General features: G+C 58.7%; 17 protein-coding genes. 10 read left to right on the forward strand and 7 right to left on the reverse strand.

The genetic code is table 11. The features are described 5' to 3' along the window. Nucleotides 1–24: 24 nt before the first annotated feature. Genes RT657_RS14020 through RT657_RS14035 form a run of 4 tightly spaced genes read left to right on the forward strand, consistent with a single transcriptional unit; the run spans nucleotide 25 to nucleotide 4,669 of the window. Complete coding sequence (locus RT657_RS14020) at nucleotides 25–516, forward strand: spore coat U domain-containing protein (RefSeq protein WP_313655341.1); 492 nt, start codon at nucleotides 25–27, stop codon at nucleotides 514–516. Nucleotides 517–541: 25 nt separating this feature from the next. Beyond that, nucleotides 542–1,240: a molecular chaperone gene (locus tag RT657_RS14025; protein WP_313655182.1), complete on the forward strand. Its 699-nt coding sequence runs from the start codon at nucleotides 542–544 to the stop codon at nucleotides 1,238–1,240. A 7-nt stretch (nucleotides 1,241–1,247) separates the two neighbouring features. Further along, nucleotides 1,248–3,698, forward strand: a complete 2,451-nt coding sequence (locus RT657_RS14030) for a fimbria/pilus outer membrane usher protein (RefSeq protein ID WP_313655183.1) — start codon at nucleotides 1,248–1,250, stop codon at nucleotides 3,696–3,698. Beyond that, nucleotides 3,695–4,669: a spore coat U domain-containing protein gene (locus RT657_RS14035; protein ID WP_313655185.1), complete on the forward strand. Its 975-nt coding sequence runs from the start codon at nucleotides 3,695–3,697 to the stop codon at nucleotides 4,667–4,669. The genes RT657_RS14030 and RT657_RS14035 overlap by 4 nt, the downstream gene beginning before the upstream one ends. Here the strand turns inward: RT657_RS14035 and RT657_RS14040 are convergent. The 3 genes from RT657_RS14040 to exbB all read right to left on the reverse strand — a co-directional run bounded on the left by RT657_RS14040 (nucleotide 4,666) and on the right by exbB (nucleotide 7,376). Next, entirely contained in the window at nucleotides 4,666–5,988 is a 1,323-nt protein-coding gene (locus tag RT657_RS14040) for an MFS transporter (RefSeq protein ID WP_313655187.1), read from the reverse strand. The two genes, RT657_RS14035 and RT657_RS14040, sit on opposite strands and share 4 nt — an antisense overlap. A 236-nt stretch (nucleotides 5,989–6,224) precedes the next feature. Further along, entirely contained in the window at nucleotides 6,225–6,647 is a 423-nt protein-coding gene (exbD, locus tag RT657_RS14045; RefSeq protein ID WP_313655189.1) for a TonB system transport protein ExbD, read from the reverse strand. Nucleotides 6,648–6,653: 6 nt separating this feature from the next. Further along, nucleotides 6,654–7,376 carry a tol-pal system-associated acyl-CoA thioesterase gene (gene exbB, locus RT657_RS14050; protein ID WP_313655190.1) on the reverse strand — a complete coding sequence of 241 codons (723 nt, stop codon included), beginning with the start codon at nucleotides 7,374–7,376 and terminating at the stop codon, nucleotides 6,654–6,656. A 348-nt stretch (nucleotides 7,377–7,724) separates the two neighbouring features. On the opposite strand from exbB, the gene RT657_RS14055 reads away from it, so the two are divergent. From RT657_RS14055 to RT657_RS14075, 5 genes are all read left to right on the forward strand, one after another. Further along, nucleotides 7,725–8,696: a TRAP transporter substrate-binding protein gene (locus RT657_RS14055; protein ID WP_409521003.1), complete on the forward strand. Its 972-nt coding sequence runs from the start codon at nucleotides 7,725–7,727 to the stop codon at nucleotides 8,694–8,696. Nucleotides 8,697–8,742: 46 nt separating this feature from the next. After that, nucleotides 8,743–9,249 (forward strand): TRAP transporter small permease, encoded by a 507-nt coding sequence (locus RT657_RS14060; protein ID WP_313655191.1) that lies wholly within the window; start codon nucleotides 8,743–8,745, stop codon nucleotides 9,247–9,249. 14 nt (nucleotides 9,250–9,263) lie between these two features. Continuing rightward, nucleotides 9,264–10,550 (forward strand): TRAP transporter large permease, encoded by a 1,287-nt coding sequence (locus RT657_RS14065; protein WP_313655192.1) that lies wholly within the window; start codon nucleotides 9,264–9,266, stop codon nucleotides 10,548–10,550. Between the two features lie 134 nt (nucleotides 10,551–10,684). Continuing rightward, entirely contained in the window at nucleotides 10,685–11,875 is a 1,191-nt protein-coding gene (metC, locus tag RT657_RS14070) for a cystathionine beta-lyase (protein WP_313655193.1), read from the forward strand. A 174-nt stretch (nucleotides 11,876–12,049) separates the two neighbouring features. Further along, nucleotides 12,050–12,712 carry a DedA family protein gene (locus RT657_RS14075; protein ID WP_313655194.1) on the forward strand — a complete coding sequence of 221 codons (663 nt, stop codon included), beginning with the start codon at nucleotides 12,050–12,052 and terminating at the stop codon, nucleotides 12,710–12,712. A gap of 30 nt (nucleotides 12,713–12,742) precedes the next feature. On the opposite strand, the gene RT657_RS14080 is transcribed toward RT657_RS14075, so the two are convergent. After that, complete coding sequence (locus RT657_RS14080; protein ID WP_313655195.1) at nucleotides 12,743–13,651, reverse strand: AraC family transcriptional regulator; 909 nt, start codon at nucleotides 13,649–13,651, stop codon at nucleotides 12,743–12,745. A 203-nt stretch (nucleotides 13,652–13,854) separates the two neighbouring features. Here RT657_RS14080 and dkgA point away from each other — a divergent pair, with 203 nt between their 5' ends. Beyond that, nucleotides 13,855–14,679: a 2,5-didehydrogluconate reductase DkgA gene (gene dkgA / locus RT657_RS14085; protein ID WP_313655196.1), complete on the forward strand. Its 825-nt coding sequence runs from the start codon at nucleotides 13,855–13,857 to the stop codon at nucleotides 14,677–14,679. A gap of 91 nt (nucleotides 14,680–14,770) precedes the next feature. Here the strand turns inward: dkgA and ftsP are convergent, their stop codons facing one another. From ftsP to parC, 3 genes are all read right to left on the reverse strand, one after another. Beyond that, nucleotides 14,771–16,201, reverse strand: coding sequence for a cell division protein FtsP (gene ftsP / locus RT657_RS14090; RefSeq protein WP_313655197.1), 1,431 nt, complete (start codon nucleotides 16,199–16,201; stop codon nucleotides 14,771–14,773). A gap of 140 nt (nucleotides 16,202–16,341) precedes the next feature. Next, nucleotides 16,342–17,079: a 1-acylglycerol-3-phosphate O-acyltransferase gene (locus RT657_RS14095; protein WP_313655199.1), complete on the reverse strand. Its 738-nt coding sequence runs from the start codon at nucleotides 17,077–17,079 to the stop codon at nucleotides 16,342–16,344. Between the two features lie 45 nt (nucleotides 17,080–17,124). After that, nucleotides 17,125–19,398: a DNA topoisomerase IV subunit A gene (parC, locus tag RT657_RS14100; protein ID WP_313655200.1), complete on the reverse strand. Its 2,274-nt coding sequence runs from the start codon at nucleotides 19,396–19,398 to the stop codon at nucleotides 17,125–17,127. Nucleotides 19,399–19,572: the final 174 nt, after the last annotated feature.

Below are 19,572 nucleotides of genomic sequence, written 5' to 3' on the forward strand. Positions count from 1 at the left end.
GTGGTTCTCTGGCGAGCCTGCCTGATGATCGTATGCGGCGTGGCGCTGCTGACCGGTAGTCCCCGCGCATGGAGTCTGCCGACCAGCACTTTCCAGGTCTCCGCATCGATTGTGGCAGGTTGCGTAATCTCCGGAACCAACACCGGTGTTTTCGGTGCACTGAACTTCGGTTCGCAATCTGGCGTGTCAGCCACGACCGTCAACGCCAGTTTTGTGCAGAGCACCTCCATTAATCTGGCCTGTACGCCGGGCACGACGCTGAGCATGAGCATCAATCAGGGCAGTAACTTCACCACCACCCGTAATCTGAAGCTGCCCGGGTACAGCAGTACCGTTCCCTATACGCTCTTCAGAGACGCCAGCCGCACCACTGTGATCCCGGTTAATCAGTCGGTGCCACTGAGCTACAGCAATGCCAGCAACATTACCTTGCCCATTTACGGGCAGCTGAAACTGCCTGGCACTGCACGCGCGGGCGTCTATACCGACACGCTGACCGTCACCCTGAGCTGGTGAGGTAATATAAAACAAGGATATGCACATGAAGCCACTACGCGCTCTGCTGTTACTGTTAAGCTCCGGCCTGCTCTCTCCGGCCTTTGCCGCTAACTCGGTAATGATCTGGCCCATTGACCCCGCCATTAATCCTGAAGAGAAAGCCAGCGAACTCTGGCTGGAGAATCGGGGAAACAGCACCACCATGATGCAGGTCCGGGTCTTCAGCTGGCAGCAGATTAACGGCCAGGAGCAGTATCAGACCCAGCAGGAGGTCGTCGCCAGTCCGCCGATGGTACGGATGGATCCGGGTCAGAAACAGCTGGTGAGGCTGATCAAACAGATGCCGCCTGCCGCCGGTAAAGAGCGGGCGTATCGGGTGGTGCTGGATGAAATCCCGACACCGCGCAATCCCGGTGAAAACCAGGCCGGGCTGACCTTCCAGATGCGCTATTCGGTGCCGCTGTTTGTGTATGGACAGGGCGTGACCGCTGACAGCGTGCGTCCGGAGCTGCGCTGGCACCAGGTCAGCGAGGGCGGCAAACGCTGGCTGCAGCTGACCAACAGCGGCAACGGCCATGCCCGGCTGAGCAATGTGTCAATTGGCGGTCGCCGGCTGGGGGAAGGTCTCTATGGCTACGTGCTGGCAGAGAGCGATTACCGCTGGCCCCTCACTTCACCGGTCAGTGGTGAACTCAGCGCAGAAGTGAACAAAAAGCAGTGGCGCAGCGCGGCTCAGAAGTAAGCGCTGAATGCGAGCTTTTTCCCCACATCCCTGCGCGCTGGCGGTCGCCAGTCTCCTCTGCGCTGCAGTACCCGATGCAGTATGGGCGGAGACATACTCCTCCCTGCCCCCGCCGCCCAGCCTGCAGAGCCACAACGACGTGCAGCAATATATGCTGGAGCTGGTCATTAACCAGCAGGCCAACGGCAACATTGTGCCGGTCAGTCAGCGCAACGGACATTTTCTGTTGCGCAGTGGCGATCTGCAGCGTGCCGGTCTGCCAGCGGAAAAGCTGGGCGTTGAGTCGCTGGTGGATGTCAGCGCCCTGCAGGCGGCAGACGTGGAGTATGACGCGGCGCGGCAGCGGCTGCTGCTGACCGTGCCGCCCGCGTGGCTGCCGGGTCAGGTGATCGGCGAGGCGAAAAACGGGCCACGCTATCCGGGTCGTACCAGCCGTGGCGCGCTGATTAATTATGACCTCTACGCCAGCCGCACGGATAACAGCGGCACCCGTCTCTCGGTGTGGAATGAGCTGCGTCTGTTCGGGGAGGCCGGACACCTCTCCAGCAACGGTGTCTGGCTGCAGCAGCTTGGAGGCCAGGCCACCTCCCAGGACGATGGCTATATCCGTTATGACAGCTGGTGGAGTCACGACGATGAGAACAAGGCGATGCGCTGGCGGGTCGGCGATCTGGTCACCGACTCGCTGGCGTGGAGCAGCAGCGTGCGGCTCGGTGGCCTGAAGGTGGGCCGCGACTTCAGCGTACGCCCCGATCTGGTGACCTATCCGCTGCCCGCCTTCTCTGGCCAGGCCGCTGTCCCCTCAACCGTCGATCTCTTTATCAACGGCTATCGCTCCGGCCAGGCAAATGTGCAACCCGGCCCCTGGTCGATGACTAACGTGCCCTTTGTCAACGGCGCGGGTGACGCCGTGATCACCACCACCGACGCGGTGGGCCGCCGCGTCACTACCACCATGCCGTTTTATGTCTCCAGTAACCTGCTGAAACCGGGCCTGTCGGATTACGCGCTCTCTGTGGGCGCGATCCGCGAAAACTACGGTATCCGCAACTTCGATTATGGCGCCGCAGCCGCCAGCGGCTCCTGGCGATACGGCATGACAGACTGGCTGACGCTGGAAAGCCACGCCGAAGGCAGTAAAAACCTGGCGATGGGCGGCGCTGGCGGGCAGCTGCGCATCGGCAGCTGGGGCGTGGTCAACGGCGCGGTCGCGCAGAGCCAGCTTGAGGGCGACACCGGCAGACAATATAGCTGGGGATACCAGTACAATAATCGCTGGTTCAATCTGGGTACGCAGCAGATCCAGCGCAGCAGTACGTTCGGCAACCTGGCGCTGGTCGGCAGTCGCGCCGGGGGGATGCCGGACAGCCGCCGCTATGCCCTGTCGCGCCGCAGCGCGCAATATAGCGCCAGCGTCTCCCTGAACCGCTTTGGCAGCGTGGGGGCCGCCTTTATCGATATCACGGACGGCCAGGGCGATCGCACCCGACTGTGGAACCTCTCCTGGAGCAAAAACCTGTGGGGTAACAGCAGCCTTTACGTCTCCGCCAGTCGCGATCAGCAGGAGAAGAGCTGGACCGGCGCCATTTCGCTGGTGATCCCGCTTGGCGAACAGGGCAGCGCGGCAATCAGCACCGAGCGCGACCAGCGCGGCCGGAACAGTCAGCGCCTCTATGCTTCGCGCGCCATGCCCAGCGACGGCGGTATTGCCTGGGATGCGGGCTGGGCGAATCAGAGCGGTAACAGCGGCGACTATCGTCAGGGCAGCCTGCGCTATCGCAATAACCAGATTGACACCTCAGCGGGTTTCTATGGCGACGATGATAACCTCACACAGTGGGCCGATCTCTCCGGCTCGCTGGTGGTCATGGACAATCATCTCTTTGCCGCTAACGCGATCAATGATGCCTTTGTACTGGTAAAAACCCGCTATCCCGGTGTGACCGTCCGCTACGAAAATCAGCCGATGGGCCGCACCAGCCAGCAGGGCTATCTGCTGGTGCCCGCCATCAGCAGTTACTACCCGGCCCGCTATGACATCGACACGCTTGACCTGCCCGCCGACATGACGACGCCCAGGGTCGAGCAGCGCTTCGCGGTGAGACGTCAGAGCGGCTACCTGCTCGATTTCCCGGTGGAGAAGCTGCGTTCGGCCAGCGTCATTCTGCTCGACGCTCAGGGGCAGCCGCTGCCGGTTTCCAGTCAGGTGCTGCGTCCCGACCATCCCACCGAATATGTTGGCTGGGATGGCCTCGTCTGGATGGAGAATCTCGCCTCCCTTAACCCGATTAGGGTGCTCACGCCCGACGGGCGCCGCTGCGAAACCACACTGAAGATCGCCAGCGGTCAGCCACAGGCGCTGAAAACCTATGGTCCCCTGACCTGTGCGCTGGCGTCCCCGACGACGGACAACGCCATCACTTCCGCTGATTCTTTCCCCTCCGGAGCGCAACCATGATGAGATTTCTGCTACTGGCTGGCCTGCTGCTGCTGTCCCCGCTGGGTTACGCCGCCTGTAATCTGCCCGCCTCCAGCGCCAGCTTCGGGTCGGTTTCCACCTTTGTGGCGAACACCACGATCAGTTCTGCAAGTACCAACGCCAACGTCAACTGCGGGGCGGGTTCAACCCTGTCACTGCTGGGCAATAACCAGATTACCTTTCAGCTGACCGGCGCGACCAGCAACAACGGCACACGCGGCATATTAAAGCGCAGCGGTGACACCGGCAGCGACAACGTGCCGGTCCGGCTCTGTACCGACTCGGCCTGTGCCAGCGAACTGACGATTGGCGGCGCGCCTTACATCTATGGATCGCAGACTCTGATCAATCTGGCGGGCCTGCTGGGCAGTCTTAATTTCGCCATTCCGGTCTATCTGCGGACCGTGCCTGGCCAGGTCGTGGCCGCCGGGACGTATCAGGTAACGCTGAATATGGCGGTGACGTATCGCGTCTGCACCAGCATCAGTTTAGGCGGCCTCTGCCTGAGCGAACAGAACGGCAGCGGCATCATTCCCATCACTATTACCGCCATCCTTACCAACGACTGCACAACGATTACCTCGCCCAATATCAGCTTTGGCAGTGCGCCGCTGGTCGGCAGCTTCTCCGCCGTCACACAGACCATTAACGTGCTGTGCAGCAAAGGCAGTACCTATACGGTGGGGCTGAGTAATGGCAGCTATCCGGTCGGCAGCGTACGGAATATGGCCAGCGGCACCAATCGGCTGAGCTATGAGATCTATAAGGAGTCCGGCAGCAATCGCTGGGGGTCGGCAGGAACGGAACGCTGGAGCAGTACGATCTCTTCGGCGGTGTCAGCGGATGGACTGACGCGCGGCTATAACTACACCGCGCGCATCCTGACTTCACAGAGCACGCCACCCGCCGGAAACTACAGCGACAGCGTGGTGGTTGATTTGTCGTTTTAGAGCGAGGCGCTGGCGGGCGCGGTGCTGTGACGCAGCTGATACTGCTTCACCATCCGGCCAATCAGCAGCGTGCCGATCAGCCCGCAGAGGGCCGCAAAGGTCAGCCAGACGCCTGGCATCGCCTTATCACCGGTGGCGTGGATCAGGTAGCTGGAGATGGCCGGGGTGAAACCGCCAAACAGCGCCGTTGCCAGGCTGTAAGCCATTGAGAAACCGGCAGCGCGTACCTCAGCAGGCATTATCTCCGCCAGATAAACGACCATCGCCCCGTTATAGCTGGCATAGAGGAACGACAGCCAGAGCTCCGCTTCCAGCAGGTGAGCGAAGCTGGCCGATCCCACCAGCCAGTGCAGCACCGGCCAGGTGGTGACAATCATCAGCAGTGTAAAGACAATCAGCAGCGGACGACGTCCGACGCGATCTGACAGCGCCCCCATCAGCGGCAGCCAGAAAAGGTTTGAAACACCGACGCAGAGCGTCACAAGAAACGCCTGCTTGTCGCTCATCATCAGCACGGTTTTGCCGAAAGTAGGGGTGAACGCGGTGATCATATAGAACATCACCGTCGTGGTAACGACCATCAGCATCCCCGCCAGCACCAGCGCCCAGTTACTGGCTACCGACCGCATGATTTCTGCCATGCCCGGACGATGTTTACGCTTGCTGAACGCCTCGGTCTCCTCCAGCATCCGGCGGATATAGAACAGGAACGGCACAATCAGACAGCCAACCACAAACGGGATACGCCAGCCCCACTCTGTCACGGCCTCTTTCGCCAGCAGGTGGTTCAGCATCAGCCCCAGCAGGGCGGCGAAGATCACTGCAATCTGCTGACTGCCCGACTGCCAGCTGACGAAAAAGCCTTTTCGGCCTTCAGGAGCGACCTCCGCCAGATAGACCGACACGCCACCCAGCTCAACACCCGCTGAAAAGCCCTGCAGCAGTCGACCCAGCAGAATCAGAATCGGTGCCGCCGCGCCCAGGGTCGCATAGCCCGGCACCAGCGCGATGGTCAGTGTACCTATCGCCATCAGGCTCAGTGTCAGCAGCAGCCCTTTACGACGACCGTGATGGTCAATATAGGCCCCCAGAATGATCGCCCCCAGTGGGCGCATCAGGAAGCCTGCACCAAAGGTCATCAGGGTCAGCATCAGAGAAGCAAAGGGGTCGTCACCCGGGAAGAAGGTTTTGGCTATCGCAGTCGCGTAGTAGCCAAACACCATAAAATCGTACATCTCCAGAAAGTTACCACTGGTGACGTTAAAGATTGTCCGCGCGGCACTTTTGGATGGCTTTTGTAAAGACGGGGTGTGACTCATAACGGCTTCCTGTTGTTTTTTAGCCGTTTTAGCCTGCCTGAGACAGGAATAATGTGACCAGGCTCACCATTGCACTTTACAAAACTGTGTTCATAAGTAACAACCAATTAACAATTCAGTTCAGCCAGCATAACCGATCGGTGCGATCGCCAGTTGACCTGATTTTGTATGGCTGTCGCGCAGACATAAAAAAAGGCGACGGAAGCCGTCGCCCTGTTGAGATACCGGATAAGCCGCTATTTCTTCACAGTTTCCATGCCCATCAGGCCGATCTTCAGATAGCCCGCTGTGCGCAGCTTGTCCATCACGCTCATCAGCGTTTCATAATCCACTGACTTGTCCGCCTGGAAGAAGATGGTGGTTTCTTTATTGCCCTGGGTCTGGCTGGTCAGCACGTTCACCAGCGAATCGGGCGTGACCTGGTCGTTGCCGACATAAAGCTGCTTATCCGCCTTAATCGACAGGTAGACCGGCTTTTCCGGTCGTGGCTGCGGCGCGCTGGTGGAGGCAGGCAGATTAACCCGCACATCGACCGTCGCCAGGGGCGCGGCCACCATAAAGATGATCAGCAGAACCAGCATGACGTCGATAAACGGCGTCACGTTGATTTCGTGCATTTCACCCTGTGTCTCCAGGTCGTCGTTTAATCGCATTGCCATCAGTGCTTACCCTAACCGCAGCTTCTGAGCGGTGGCGGGACGCGGAACATCCCGCGCGACGGTGCCGAGGTCGATATCACGACTCTGCAGCAGCATAACCTGAGCGGCAACATCGCCCAGCGAGGCTTTGTAGTTAGCGATCATGCGGGCAAACACGTTGTAGATGACGACCGCCGGGATAGCCGCCACCAGACCGACTGCGGTCGCCAGCAGCGCTTCGGCGATCCCCGGCGCGACCACGGCGAGATTCGTGGTCTGCGTTTTCGCGATACCAATAAAGCTGTTCATGATGCCCCAGACAGTACCGAACAGCCCTACGAACGGCGCGACAGAGCCGATAGTCGCCAGGAACCCATTGCCCCGTCCGGCATGACGGCTGAAGGCAGCCACGCGGCGCTCAAGGCGGAAACTGGTGCGGTCTTTGATTCCGTTGGTGTCTTCCACCCCCGCCGACAGCTCAAGTTCATTCTGCGCGTCGTTCAGCAGCACTACGCTGTGGCTGTGGCCGGTAAACGATTGGGCGATGCGGGCGGCGTCATTGAGATTGCGGGCTTCGCCCAGCGCCTGCTGCTCACGCTTCAGGCGACGCTTAGCCGCGCTGAGTTCGGCATATTTGCCGAAGAAAATCGCCCAGGTCACGACAGAGGCCAGCAACAGGCCAATCATCACCACCTTTACCACGATATCGGCATGTTGATACATGCCCCAAACGGAGAGATCCGTTTGCATCAACTCACTGGCTACCACGCTGCTTCTCCAACTTCTGATTCAGGGATGCAAAATAAGGACAAATAATAGCAAAACGGCGTCGAATTGATAGTAGTTCTCATTAGTATTTACAAAGTCAGGGGTACCAGATGACCTGCGTTGAGCGGTTTTAACGGCGATATGTCCGGATGTTTCTAAAATGTGAAGCCGCATGAAAATTTATTAAAACAACGTTTCAAAATGTGATGGGTTTCATTCAATCAGCATTGCTGCATTTTACTCAGACAGGTTTTCACTATGCTGGCTCCTCACGGCCCTCTGCATTCAGCCCCGACTCCGGGCCGTCCTACCTCTGCAGGAGACAATATAATGAGAATGATAAAAACAGGCCTGGCAACGGCCCTGGCAGTGGCGATGATGAGCAGTACCGCCCTGGCACAGGTTATTAAAGTTGCCGAAGTGCAGCCTGCGGGCTATCCGACGGTGGTCGCCCTGCAGCACATGGGTGACAAACTGAAGCAGGCCACCGACGGGCGGCTGGAGATGAAAATTTATGCCGGTGGCGTACTGGGTGATGAAGATCAGACACTGCAACAGGTACAGCTCGGCGCCATTGATATGATCCGCGTTTCGCTGGCGCCAGTGACCTCAATTGCTCCGGAAACCAGCGTACTGACGCTGCCCTATATTTTTCGCGACGTTGACCACATGCACAAGGTTCTGGATGGTGAGATAGGTCGCGAGATCGCCAGCCGGTTCGACAACGATCCTAATGCCCGCATGGTCTTTCTCGGCTGGACCGACGCGGGTGAACGCAACATGATCACCAATAAACCGCTGGCGAAACCCGAAGATCTCAAAGGTATGAAGATTCGGGTGCAGAACAGCGCCATCTCGCTGGCAACACTAAAAGCCATGGGCGCCAATCCGGTGGCAATGGGCGTCAGCGAGGTGTTCAGCGCCATGCAGACCGGTGTAGTCGATGGCACAGAGAACAATCCCCCCACCTTTGTGGCCCACAACTATCTGCCGGTGGCGAAGTATTACACTCTCAGCGGCCACTTTATCCAGCCAGAGATGATCCTCTATTCAAAACGCGCCTGGGATCGCCTCAAACCCGAGGATCAGGCGCTGCTGAAAAAGCTGGGTAAAGAGGCGCAGGATGAGGAGCGCCAGCTCTGGGCGACCTACACTGACGACGCGATCGCCAAAATGAAGGCGGGCGGCGTCACGTTCCAGCAGACCGACCGTGACTATTTCGTTAAAGCCACGCAACCGGTGCGCGATCAGTTTGCCGGTAAATATCAGGATCTGATGACCCGGATCGCTGAGGTGAAATAATCCCGACGCCACACTGCCGTGTGGCGTGCTTACTCAGGTATCAGTTATGACTGCTTATACGCGTCTGATGGATGGGCTTTATCTGCTCTGCATGCTGGTGGCCGCTGTGGCGCTGCTGATCATGGTGACGGTGATCCCGGTGGGGATCTTCGCCCGTTACGTGATGAATGGCGCGCTCTCCTGGCCGGAACCGGTCGCCATTATCTGCATGATTATTTTTACGTTTATTGGCGCGCCGGTGGGCCTGCGCGCCGGAACCCATATCTGCGTGTCGATGGTCACCGATCGCCTGTCGCCCGCCCGGCAGCGCCTGATGCTGCGCGTCAGCGACCTGCTGATGATCGTCACCTGTCTGGTCATCTTTCAGGCAAGCTACAGCCTGTGCGAAGCGATGTGGGTTCAGCATCTCGCTGCGCTGCCTGCGGTCACTTACGGCGAGATCTATCTGCCGATTCCGGTCGGCGCGATCTTTACCCTGCTGTTTGTCATTGAGCGATTGCTGAACGGCGATCAGAGTCAGCGGCCGGTTGTCTCGCTGGGCGGCACCCACTAACGCGGAGCAGAAAAATGGATGCATTGATTCTGATAGGCAGTTTGCTGGTATTGCTGATGGTGGGCTTTCCGGTCGCCTTCGCCGTCGGCCTCAGCGCCTTTATCGGGGCGTGGTGGATCGATCTGCCGCTGGAGGCGGTGGTGATCCAGGTCACCAACGGCATCAATAAATTTTCGCTGCTGACCATCCCGTTCTTTATTCTGGCTGGCGCGATCATGGCAGAAGGCGGCATTGCCCGGCGGCTGGTCAACTTCGCCTATATCTTTGTCGGCTTTATTCGCGGCGGGCTCTCCCTGGTTAATATCGTCGCCTCGACTTTCTTTGGCGCGATCTCCGGTTCATCGGTGGCGGATACCGCCTCGATTGGCTCGGTGATGATCCCGCAGATGGAGGAGAAAGGGTATCCGCGTGATTTCGCCGCCGCCGTCACCGCCAGCGGATCGGTGCAGGCGGTGCTGACGCCCCCCAGTCATAACTCGGTGATCTATTCGCTGGCGACTGGCGGCATGGTGACCATCTCCTCCCTGTTTGTCGCCGGGATCTTCCCTGGCTTGCTGCTGGCAGCCTGCCTGATGGTGATGTGTCTGGGCTTTGCCCGCAAACGCGGCTACCCCAAAGGCGAACGGATCCCGTTTCGTCAGGCGCTGAAGATCTTCTTCGATGCGTTCTGGGGGCTCTTTACCGTGGTGATCATCATGGGGGGTATCCTCTCCGGCATTTTTACCGCCTCGGAATCTGCCGCCATCGCCTGCCTCTGGGCCTTCTTTGTGACGATGTTTATCTACCGCGATTTCAAATGGCGTCAGCTGCACATTCTGCTGTTCCGCACCATTAAAACCGTCACTATCGTCATGGTGCTGATCGCCTTCGCGGCGGGCTTCGGCGCGGTAATGACCTTCATGCAGCTCCCGACCCTGATTACGGAAGCCTTTACCAGCCTCTCTGATAATAAATATGTGATTCTGATGTGCATCAATCTGCTGCTGCTGGTGGTGGGAACGCTGATGGACATGGCACCGCTGATCCTGATTCTGACGCCAGTGCTACTGCCGGTAGCGACCGCGCTGGGCATCGATCCGGTTCACTTTGGCATGATCATGCTGACTAACCTGGGGATCGGGCTGATTACGCCGCCGGTCGGCACGGTGCTGTTTGTTGCCAGCGCGGTGAGTAAACAGAAGATTGAACAGGTGGTCAGCGAGATGCTGCCCTTCTACGGCATGCTGTTCCTGGTGCTGATGCTGATCACTTATGTCCCTGCCATTTCACTCTGGTTACCGCACCTGATGGGCGTGATGTAGCACAATAAAAGCGGCCCGTTCGCGGGCCCGCTTTTTTATGCTGCGACGCACTCTGATAATCACCATTGAGTCTCAACCCTGCTGGTCGTTTCGTGATAACGTGAGGGCTTAGTCAGAAGCGGCAAAGGCGACTCATGACCACCAGAAAAATTGATACCACGCTCGTCAGCGCAGGACGCAGCAAGCGTTATACCCAAGGCTCGGTGAATGCGGTTATTCAGCGTGCCTCCTCGCTGGTTTTCGATAGCGTTGCGGAGAAAAAGCGCGCCACCGCAGGCCGGGCAAAAGGCGAACTCTTTTATGGCCGCCGGGGCACCCTGACCCACTTTGCGCTGCAGGATGCGATGACCGAGCTGGAAGGCGGTGCAGGCTGCGTGCTTTATCCCTGCGGCGCAGCGGCGGTGGCGAATGCGATTCTGGCGTTTGTGGAGGCTGGCGATCATGTGCTGATGAGCGGTGCAGTCTATGAGCCGACGCAGGATTTCTGCACGAAAATCCTGGCGAAGATGCAGGTGTCAACGGGCTGGTTCGATCACACCCTTGGCAGTGAAATTGCTGAGCTTGTGCAGCCCAACACCCGGGTCGTTTTCCTGGAATCGCCTGCCTCCATTACCATGGAAGTGCAGGATATTCCGGCAATTGTCGCAGCCGTTCGCGCCCGTGCACCCGACGCGATCATCATGCTCGACAACACCTGGGCGGCCGGGATTTTCTTTAATGCCCTGGCGCATGGCATCGATATCTCGATTCAGGCCGGCACCAAATATCTGATTGGCCACAGCGATGCGATGATTGGCACCGCCGTAGCCAATGCGCGCTGTATCGATCAGCTGCGCGAGAACTCCTATCTGATGGGACAGATGGTCGATGCTGACACCGCCTATATGGCGAGCCGCGGTCTGCGTACTTTGGGCACCCGTCTGCGTCAGCATGAAGAGAGCGCCCTGCTGGTGGCGGAATGGCTGGCGGCGCGTCCGGAGGTGGCATGGGTCAACCATCCGGCACTGGCGCAAAGCAAGGGACATGCGTTCTGGCAGCGCGATTTTAACGGCAGCAGCGGCCTGTTCTCCTTTATCCTGCAGGAAAAATTAGGTGACGCCCAGCTGGCAGAATATCTCGATCACTTCCATCATTTCAGCATGGCTTACTCCTGGGGTGGCTACGAGTCCCTGATTCTGGCGAATCAGCCCGAAGAGCTGGCCGCCATTCGTCCGGCAGGCGGTGTGGATTTCACCGGCACGCTGGTGCGACTGCACATTGGTCTGGAGCACGTTGATGACCTGCTGGCTGACCTGGAGGCGGGATTTTCGCGTCTGATGCGCTGAGTCAGTTAAACAAAGCGTAAACGGATGCTAAACCGATGGCGGCTGTCGGCAGACTCTGCCGGGCAATCGCACTTTTGTTGTTAAAATTTCTCCCGCATCGTTCAGATCACGCGTGTATTAACGGTGTCATCTGAATGCAGACGGATAGTTCCTTGTGACGTGATGGAATAGCTAATGGGTGTTTTACACGAGATTGTCCAGGCGCTCTGGCATCAGGATTTTGCCGCGCTGGCGAATCCGGATGTGGTGTGGGTGGTGTACGGCGTGATGTTCCTGACGCTGTTTCTGGAAAATGGTCTGTTACCCGCCTCTTTTCTGCCGGGCGATAGCCTGCTGTTGCTGGCAGGCGCAATGGTGGCAAAAGGGGTAATGGATTTTGTGCCAACGATAGTGATTCTGACGACGGCCGCCAGCCTGGGCTGCTGGCTGAGTTATCTGCAGGGGCGCTGGCTGGGTAATACCCGGCTGGTGAAGAACTGGCTGATGCATCTGCCCGCGCAGTATCACCAGCGCGCCTGGAATATGTTTAACCGTCATGGCCTGATGGCGCTGCTGGTCGGCCGTTTTCTCGCGTTTGTCCGTACCCTGCTGCCAACCATGGCCGGGATTTCCGGCCTGCAGAATGGCCGCTTCCAGCTGTTTAACTGGCTGAGCGGCGTGCTGTGGGTCGGGATTGTGGTGGCCTTCGGCTATGGCATCAGCCAGGTGCCGTTTATTAAACGCCATGAAGATCAGGTGATGGCCATCCTGATGGTTCTGCCGATGGTGCTGCTGGTGCTCGGCCTCTCCGGCAGCATTATGGTCATCTGGAAGAAGCGTCGGCAGAAACGGACCTGACGCGCCTGCTACGTCCGGGTCCGCCGCTGCTCAGGCGGACGGATCCGCGACGGTCTGCCTGACCCGACTCACCTCCTCCCCCGGCGTCACGCCAAAATAGCGTTTAAATTCCCGCGAAAACTGTGACGGGCTCTCATAGCCGACCCGCACCGCCGCTGCACCTGCTTTGAGTCCGTCATGCAGCATCAGCAGGCGCGCCTGATGCAGGCGATATCGCTTGAGATACTGCAGCGGTGAGGTCTGCGTGACGGCCTTAAAGTTGTGGTGAAAGGCGGAAACGCTCATGTTCACCTCCGCCGCCAGCGCATCCACGCTGAGGTTTTCCGCATAGTGATTCTCAATCCGTCGCAGCGCACGCGCGATCAGGCTGAACTGCGTCTGTCGGCTCACCAGCGAGAGCAGCGCCCCGCCGATCGGGCCAGTCAGCACATAGTAGATTATCTCCCGCACGATGTGCGGTCCCAACACGCGCGCATCACGCGGTTGGGTCATGACATCAAGCAGGCGTTCGGCGGCGCAGAGCATCGGTTCCGTCAGCCACGCCGAATGAATACCGGACGTCAGCGGCTGGGGCTGAAACTGGTCGTCATCGCCGATTTCAATCAGCAGATCCTGCAGACTGGCGGTATCGACGTTCAGACAGAGCCCGGCGATTGGGATATCCGGCGAGGCCCAGGTTTCGCACTCCACCGGCAGCGGCACGGTCAGCATCAGGTATTTGCTGGCGTCATACTGAAAAGTGGTGCTGCCGAGATAACCGGTTTTGCTGCCCTGAAACAGGATCACAATACCGGGCTGATACATCATCGGCGTACGGGGGCGATATTGATTCGCATAAATCAGCGACACATTTTCGACGGGACAGAGACGATCATGACCGTGCGTCATTAAGGTGACGACCTGCTGTGCCAGCCGGTGACACAGTGCATCATGCGCCATAGCGACTCCTTTTCAGGCAAAAATTCAGTGTGCCGTGCCTGTGCCTGAATCGCCAGCGGTCTGGAGAATCAGGCAAGAAGTTTACTGAATCAGGCATAACCCCGGCGCGACAGAAGTTGCCTGAGCTGAGCAGGCTGACAATTGTTGGCTAGACTTAAGCACAGTGAAATCTCACGGGTTAACCGCAACGGAAAGGAGCAACTATGGCAGACCAACCCATTATCAAACTGCGCGATGGCAACATGATGCCGCAACTGGGACTTGGCGTATGGCAGGCCAGCATGGAGGATGCACGCCATGCCGTGCTGAAAGCGCTTGAGGTCGGCTATCGCTCAATCGATACCGCCGCCGCCTACAAAAATGAAGAGGCGATTGGTCAGGCACTGCAGGAAACTGATGTGCCGCGCGAAGAGATTTTCGTCACCACCAAACTCTGGAACGACGATCAGCAGAACGTTCAGCAGGCGATGGAAACCAGCCTGGAGAAGCTCAAACTGGATCAGGTTGATCTCTATCTGATGCACTGGCCGTGCCCGGAAAAAGATCATTACGTTGACGCCTGGAAGAAGATGATCGAACTGCAGCAGCAGGGGCTGACCAAAAGCATTGGCGTCTGCAACTTCCACGAGGCGCACCTGAAGCGACTCATGGATGAAACCGGCGTGACGCCGGTCGTGAACCAGATCGAGCTGCACCCGATGCTGCAGCAGCGCACCCTGCACGCCTGGAACGCGCTGCATCAGATTCAGACCGAATCCTGGAGTCCGCTGGCTCAGGGCGGTAAAGGGGTATTCGATCAGGAGATCATCAGGTCACTGGCGAAGAAATATGGCAAAACCCCGGCGCAGATCGTGATCCGCTGGCATCTGGACAGCGGCCTGGTGGTGATTCCGAAGTCCGTGACGCCAGCGCGTATCGAAGAGAACTTTAAAGTCTTCGATTTCCGTCTGGATAAGCATGAAGTGAGTGATATTGCGAAGCTGGACAGCGGCAACCGTCTGGGACCCGATCCGGAAACCTTTAACTAGGACAGCGTTTCAGGATGATCTTACCCGCTGCCCGGTCGCCGGCAGCGGATGAAAAACGCGGCCAGGCAGGTTATCCCGCCTGGCCGCGTACTTATGCGGTGGGCTGTACCACCAGCTGACCCGCGGTTCCGCGATCCGCCAGCTCCAGCGTCTGACTGTAATAGACGAACGGGAAGTGGTCAGAAGCACTCTGCGGGAAGCTCACCAGCAGCTCCACGCTGCCATCGACCCACACCGTATCTTTCCAGCCGCGATCTTCGCCCATCGGCTGAGCGCCATTCACGCTTTTTATCAGGAACATCACGCCCTGGATATGCAGCGACTGCGGCCGATCAGCGTGCAGGATCCAGCGCTCGAAGGTGCCCTGCTGGGTCGTGGTGTCGATGCGGTTCATATCCCACACCGCGCCGTTGATGCCCGGCATGCTGTCACCGATGCGGAACTCCCGCGTGCGTACCGCTGCGCCATCCAGGATCTGGTCAGCCAGCAGCCGCATCGGCAGATTATCGGTTACCAGCGGCAGCAGACCGGTCGGCCGCAGCGTCAGGATCAGGGTTGAGGTCAGAATGGATGAAGGCTCGAAGAAGCCGCGCAGCCGGTCCATAATGCCCGCCGCCGTGCCTGCGGTGATAGAGACTTCGTCGCCCTGCGACATATCCACCAGCACCTCGCGGCGTTCGCCCGGCGCCAGAGAGAGACGCTGCACCGCCACCGGTGCAGGCAGATAGCCCTGATCGCTGGCGATGACCATAAATGGCCGATTGTCACTGAGCATCATCTCGTAGCGGCGCGCATTCGACGCGTTCAGCAGACGCAGACGTACCCAGCCGCGCGACACCTCCACGAACGGATTGCGCACACCGTTGACCAGCAGCGTGTCACCCAGAAAGCCACCCTCCTGCGGCGGGTCATATACGGGTGTCGCAAAGTTATCAAGGCGCTTGTCCTGAATGATGATCGGGAAGTCATCCACCCCGTAGTGCTTTGGCAGCGGCAGCTGTTTGCTGACATCATCTTCTATCAGCCACATTCCTGCCAGGCCGTTGTAGATGTGCGGTGCCATGCGGTTCGGGGTGTTCGCGTGATACCAGCAGGTCGCGGCCGCTTGCCGAATCGGCAGCACCGGTGACCAGTCTGCGCCCGCCGACATCATACGCGGCGCACCGCCCATCAGCGCACCCGGCACCTGCAGGCCGCTGACCGTCATCGAAACTGGTTCGTTCAGCCTGTTGCTGTAGATGAGCTTAACGTCATCGCCGCTGTAGACCCGAACAGTGGGGCCAAGATAGAGGCCATTAATCCCCCACACCGGCACCTTGTTATTATCGCCGTTGAACGACCAGTGGCTGCGCTGCATCGTCAGAAACAGCGGCTGGCCGCGACGGGATTCCAGCAACGGCGGAACAGGAAGCGGCGTATCGCCACTGGCGGACGAGGCGGCCAGCGCCGCACGAGGCATAACCGTGGCGCTGAGTGCCACGCCAGCAGAAAGCTGGATAAACTGACGTCTGCTGAAAGACATAAAACTTCTGACCCTTTACGCGTGGCGCTAAGCGCCGACCCTGTTTTTATTGATCTGTTTTGCTGTGTTGTGTTCACGGTGAGCCAGCATCGGCTCATCGTGGGCATCCATGCAGGATAGTTCGGCAAAAGAGCCGCCGGTCAGATTTTTCCGTTTTTTTCGCGTTCTGCAACTTCGGCATTCAGCTCTTCCAGCTTCGCCGCCATCAGTTCGCGACAGTGGGTAGCCAGCTTACGCACCGAGGATGATTCGAATGCCTTTACGTCAACCGGTGGCAGCATCTCCACGATCACCAGCCCGTTATTGAGGCGGTTCAGATTAACTTTGCCGTGGGTGTTGGAGACCACAATCGGAATGATCGGCACGCCCGCCGCCACCGCCGCATGAAAGGCACCGGTTTTAAACGGCAGCAGGCCACGGCCACGGCTGCGCGTTCCTTCCGGGAACATCCAGATGGAGATGCGCTTGCGATTAAACTGGTCGACCAGCTCGCCGATGGTGCCACGCGCTTTGGCGCGGTCATCACGGTCAATCAGCAGGTTACCGGTCAGCCAGTAGAGCAGGCCAAAAAACGGTACCCACAGCAGACTCTTTTTCCCCACCGTCACCGTCGACGGCTGCACGATTTTAGCCGCGGTCACCATGTCATAGTTGTTCTGGTGGTTCGCAATGTAGATCGCGTTGCCATACTTCTCCGCGCCTTCCGGCTTGCGCAGCTCCACTTTAAGGCCGAATACCGTCGACAGTTTGCCAAACAGATGACCAAAACGGGCGACGTGACGCGGGTCGCGCGGCGAGAAAAGACACCAGATACAGCCAAAGACACAGACGACAATCGAGTAGATGACGACGATAATGGTACGCAGAATAAGTAACATAGTTCCCTCATTGAGCCACGGCTGACGCAGCGTCAGCCGGGTAGTTTACGCTTCGCTATCCGGGCTTGCCGGACGCGCAGGCGCATCCAGTTCTACACGATCGATTTTTTGCAGGCCGCGCGGCAACAGCGTACCGCGACGTCCGCGATCGGCGCGGAATTTCTGGAGTTCTTCACTGCGCAGCAACATTTTACGTTTGCCAACATAGAGCGTAATGGCGCTGCCCGGTGGCAGGATCATCAGCCAGGCCAGCTTATCCTGACCGGCAGCCGCTTCCGCCGACGGGATTGAGATAATTTTGTTGCCCTTGCCTTTCGACATCTGCGGCAGCTCGCCGACCGGGAACATCAGCATCCGTCCCGCCAGGGTGATCGCCAGCAGCATGTCATCTTCGTGATGCACCGCTAGTGGCGTCATCACACGGGCGTTTTCCGGCAGCGTCAGCAGCGCTTTACCGGCGCGGTTGCGCGACACCAGATCGCTGAAGGTACAGATAAAGCCGTATCCCGCATCGGAAGCCATCAGCAGACGCTGGTCATCCGCCTCCATCAGCACCTGTTCAACCACCGCGCCCGGCGGTGGCGTCAGCTTGCCGGTCAGCGGCTCGCCCTGCCCGCGCGCCGACGGCAGCGAGGTTGGATCCAGCGTATAACTGCGGCCGGTGGAGTCGATAAAGGCCACCGGCTGATTGCTCTTACCGCGTGCGGCCGCCAGATAGCTGTCGCCCGCTTTGTAACTGAGCCCGGCCGGATCGATATCGTGCCCCTTGGCGCTGCGCACCCAACCCATCTGGGAGAGCACAATGGTGACCGGTTCAGACGGCACCAGCTCCGTTTCACTCAGGGCTTTGGCTTCGTCGCGCTCACAGAGTGGCGAACGACGATCGTCGCCGTAGCGGGCACTGTCAGCCTGCAGCTCTTTCTTCAGCAGGGTGTTCATCTTGCGTTCAGAGGCCAGCGTCGCCTGCAGCTGATCGCGCTCTTTTTCGAGATCCGCCTGCTCGCCACGGATTTTCATCTCTTCCAGCTTTGCCAGGTGACGCAACTTCAGTTCGAGGATCGATTCGGCCTGGGTTTCGCTGAGACCAAAGCGCGACATCAGCACCGGCTTCGGCTCATCTTCAGTCCGGATAATCTCAATGACCTCATCGATATTCAGGAACGCGACCAGCAGGCCTTCCAGGATATGCAGGCGACGCAGCACGCGTTCCAGTCGGTAATTAAGACGGCGTTTGACCGTTTCACGGCGGAACACCAGCCATTCGGTCAGGATCTCATGCAGGTTCTTCACCGCCGGACGGTTATCCAGCCCGATCATGTTGAGGTTAACGCGGTAGCTCTTCTCCAGATCGGTAGTGGCGAACAGATGGTTCATCACCTGGTCGAGATCGACGCGGTTGGAGCGTGGCACGATCACCAGACGTGTTGGGTTCTCATGATCCGACTCATCACGCAGATCCTCCACCATCGGCAGTTTTTTATTGCGCATCTGGTTAGCAATCTGCTCCAGCACGCGCGCGCCTGACACCTGATGTGGCAGCGCGGTGATGACCACCTCGCCCTCTTCCTTTTTCCAGACCGCACGCTGGCGGATGGAGCCGCGACCGCTCTGGTAGAGTTTGCGGATTTCGTCACGTGGCGTAATGATCTCCGCCTCAGTCGGGTAATCCGGCCCCTGAACGATATCAAGCAGCTGATCCAGCGTGGTTTTCGGCGAGTCGATCAGTGCGATCGCCGCCTGAGCCACTTCGCGCAGGTTGTGTGGCGGAATATCGGTCGCCATACCCACGGCGATACCGGTGGTGCCGTTCAGCAGAATATTGGGCAGGCGCGCCGGTAACATCTTCGGCTCCTGCAGCGTGCCATCAAAGTTCGGCTGATAGTCGACGGTGCCCTGACCCAGCTCGCCCAGCAGCAGCTCGGCATATTTTGACAGACGGGATTCGGTGTAACGCATCGCCGCGAACGACTTGGGGTCGTCTGGCGCACCCCAGTTACCCTGGCCGTCGACCAGCGGATAACGATAGGAGAACGGCTGCGCCATCAGCACCATCGCTTCATAGCAGGCGCTGTCACCGTGCGGATGGTATTTACCCAGCACGTCACCCACGGTACGTGCCGATTTTTTAAATTTTGCGCTGGCGTTAAGCCCCAGTTCGGACATGGCGTAGACGATACGTCGCTGAACCGGCTTTAATCCGTCACCAATATAAGGCAGCGCGCGGTCCATGATGACGTACATCGAATAGTTTAAGTACGCATTCTCGGTGAATGTGTGCAGGGCAAGACGCTCTGCACCATCCTGAGTCAGTTCACTCATTAATTTCTCATCCTCACATCGTGGCCCACAACGGCGGGACACCCGGCGGTGGTTTGGCGAGGATAGTACCTTATTCGCTGGTGTTAGTCACAGGGGAAGCGCGGGAGATCAGGCCTCCCGCCAGCCGGATAGCATCTGCTGACGGGACGCCTGCTTCAGCGCGGCAAAAGCCGC

This window comes from Pantoea sp. (genome assembly GCF_032114055.1).
Lineage (GTDB): Bacteria > Pseudomonadota > Gammaproteobacteria > Enterobacterales > Enterobacteriaceae > Pantoea.

Bases quoted from the DNA above. Each gene is read 5' to 3' on its own strand.
- RT657_RS14020 (WP_313655341.1), top strand. From the start codon at position 25: ATGATCGTATGCGGCGTGGCGCTGCTGACCGGTAGTCCCCGCGCATGG.
- RT657_RS14025 (WP_313655182.1), top strand. From the start codon at position 542: ATGAAGCCACTACGCGCTCTGCTGTTACTGTTAAGCTCCGGCCTGCTC.
- RT657_RS14030 (WP_313655183.1), top strand. From the start codon at position 1,248: ATGCGAGCTTTTTCCCCACATCCCTGCGCGCTGGCGGTCGCCAGTCTC.
- RT657_RS14035 (WP_313655185.1), top strand. From the start codon at position 3,695: ATGATGAGATTTCTGCTACTGGCTGGCCTGCTGCTGCTGTCCCCGCTG.
- RT657_RS14040 (WP_313655187.1), bottom strand. From the start codon at position 5,988: ATGAGTCACACCCCGTCTTTACAAAAGCCATCCAAAAGTGCCGCGCGG.
- exbD (WP_313655189.1), bottom strand. From the start codon at position 6,647: ATGGCAATGCGATTAAACGACGACCTGGAGACACAGGGTGAAATGCAC.
- exbB (WP_313655190.1), bottom strand. From the start codon at position 7,376: ATGCAAACGGATCTCTCCGTTTGGGGCATGTATCAACATGCCGATATC.
- RT657_RS14055 (WP_409521003.1), top strand. From the start codon at position 7,725: ATGAGAATGATAAAAACAGGCCTGGCAACGGCCCTGGCAGTGGCGATG.
- RT657_RS14060 (WP_313655191.1), top strand. From the start codon at position 8,743: ATGACTGCTTATACGCGTCTGATGGATGGGCTTTATCTGCTCTGCATG.
- RT657_RS14065 (WP_313655192.1), top strand. From the start codon at position 9,264: ATGGATGCATTGATTCTGATAGGCAGTTTGCTGGTATTGCTGATGGTG.
- metC (WP_313655193.1), top strand. From the start codon at position 10,685: ATGACCACCAGAAAAATTGATACCACGCTCGTCAGCGCAGGACGCAGC.
- RT657_RS14075 (WP_313655194.1), top strand. From the start codon at position 12,050: ATGGGTGTTTTACACGAGATTGTCCAGGCGCTCTGGCATCAGGATTTT.
- RT657_RS14080 (WP_313655195.1), bottom strand. From the start codon at position 13,651: ATGGCGCATGATGCACTGTGTCACCGGCTGGCACAGCAGGTCGTCACC.
- dkgA (WP_313655196.1), top strand. From the start codon at position 13,855: ATGGCAGACCAACCCATTATCAAACTGCGCGATGGCAACATGATGCCG.
- ftsP (WP_313655197.1), bottom strand. From the start codon at position 16,201: ATGTCTTTCAGCAGACGTCAGTTTATCCAGCTTTCTGCTGGCGTGGCA.
- RT657_RS14095 (WP_313655199.1), bottom strand. From the start codon at position 17,079: ATGTTACTTATTCTGCGTACCATTATCGTCGTCATCTACTCGATTGTC.
- parC (WP_313655200.1), bottom strand. From the start codon at position 19,398: ATGAGTGAACTGACTCAGGATGGTGCAGAGCGTCTTGCCCTGCACACA.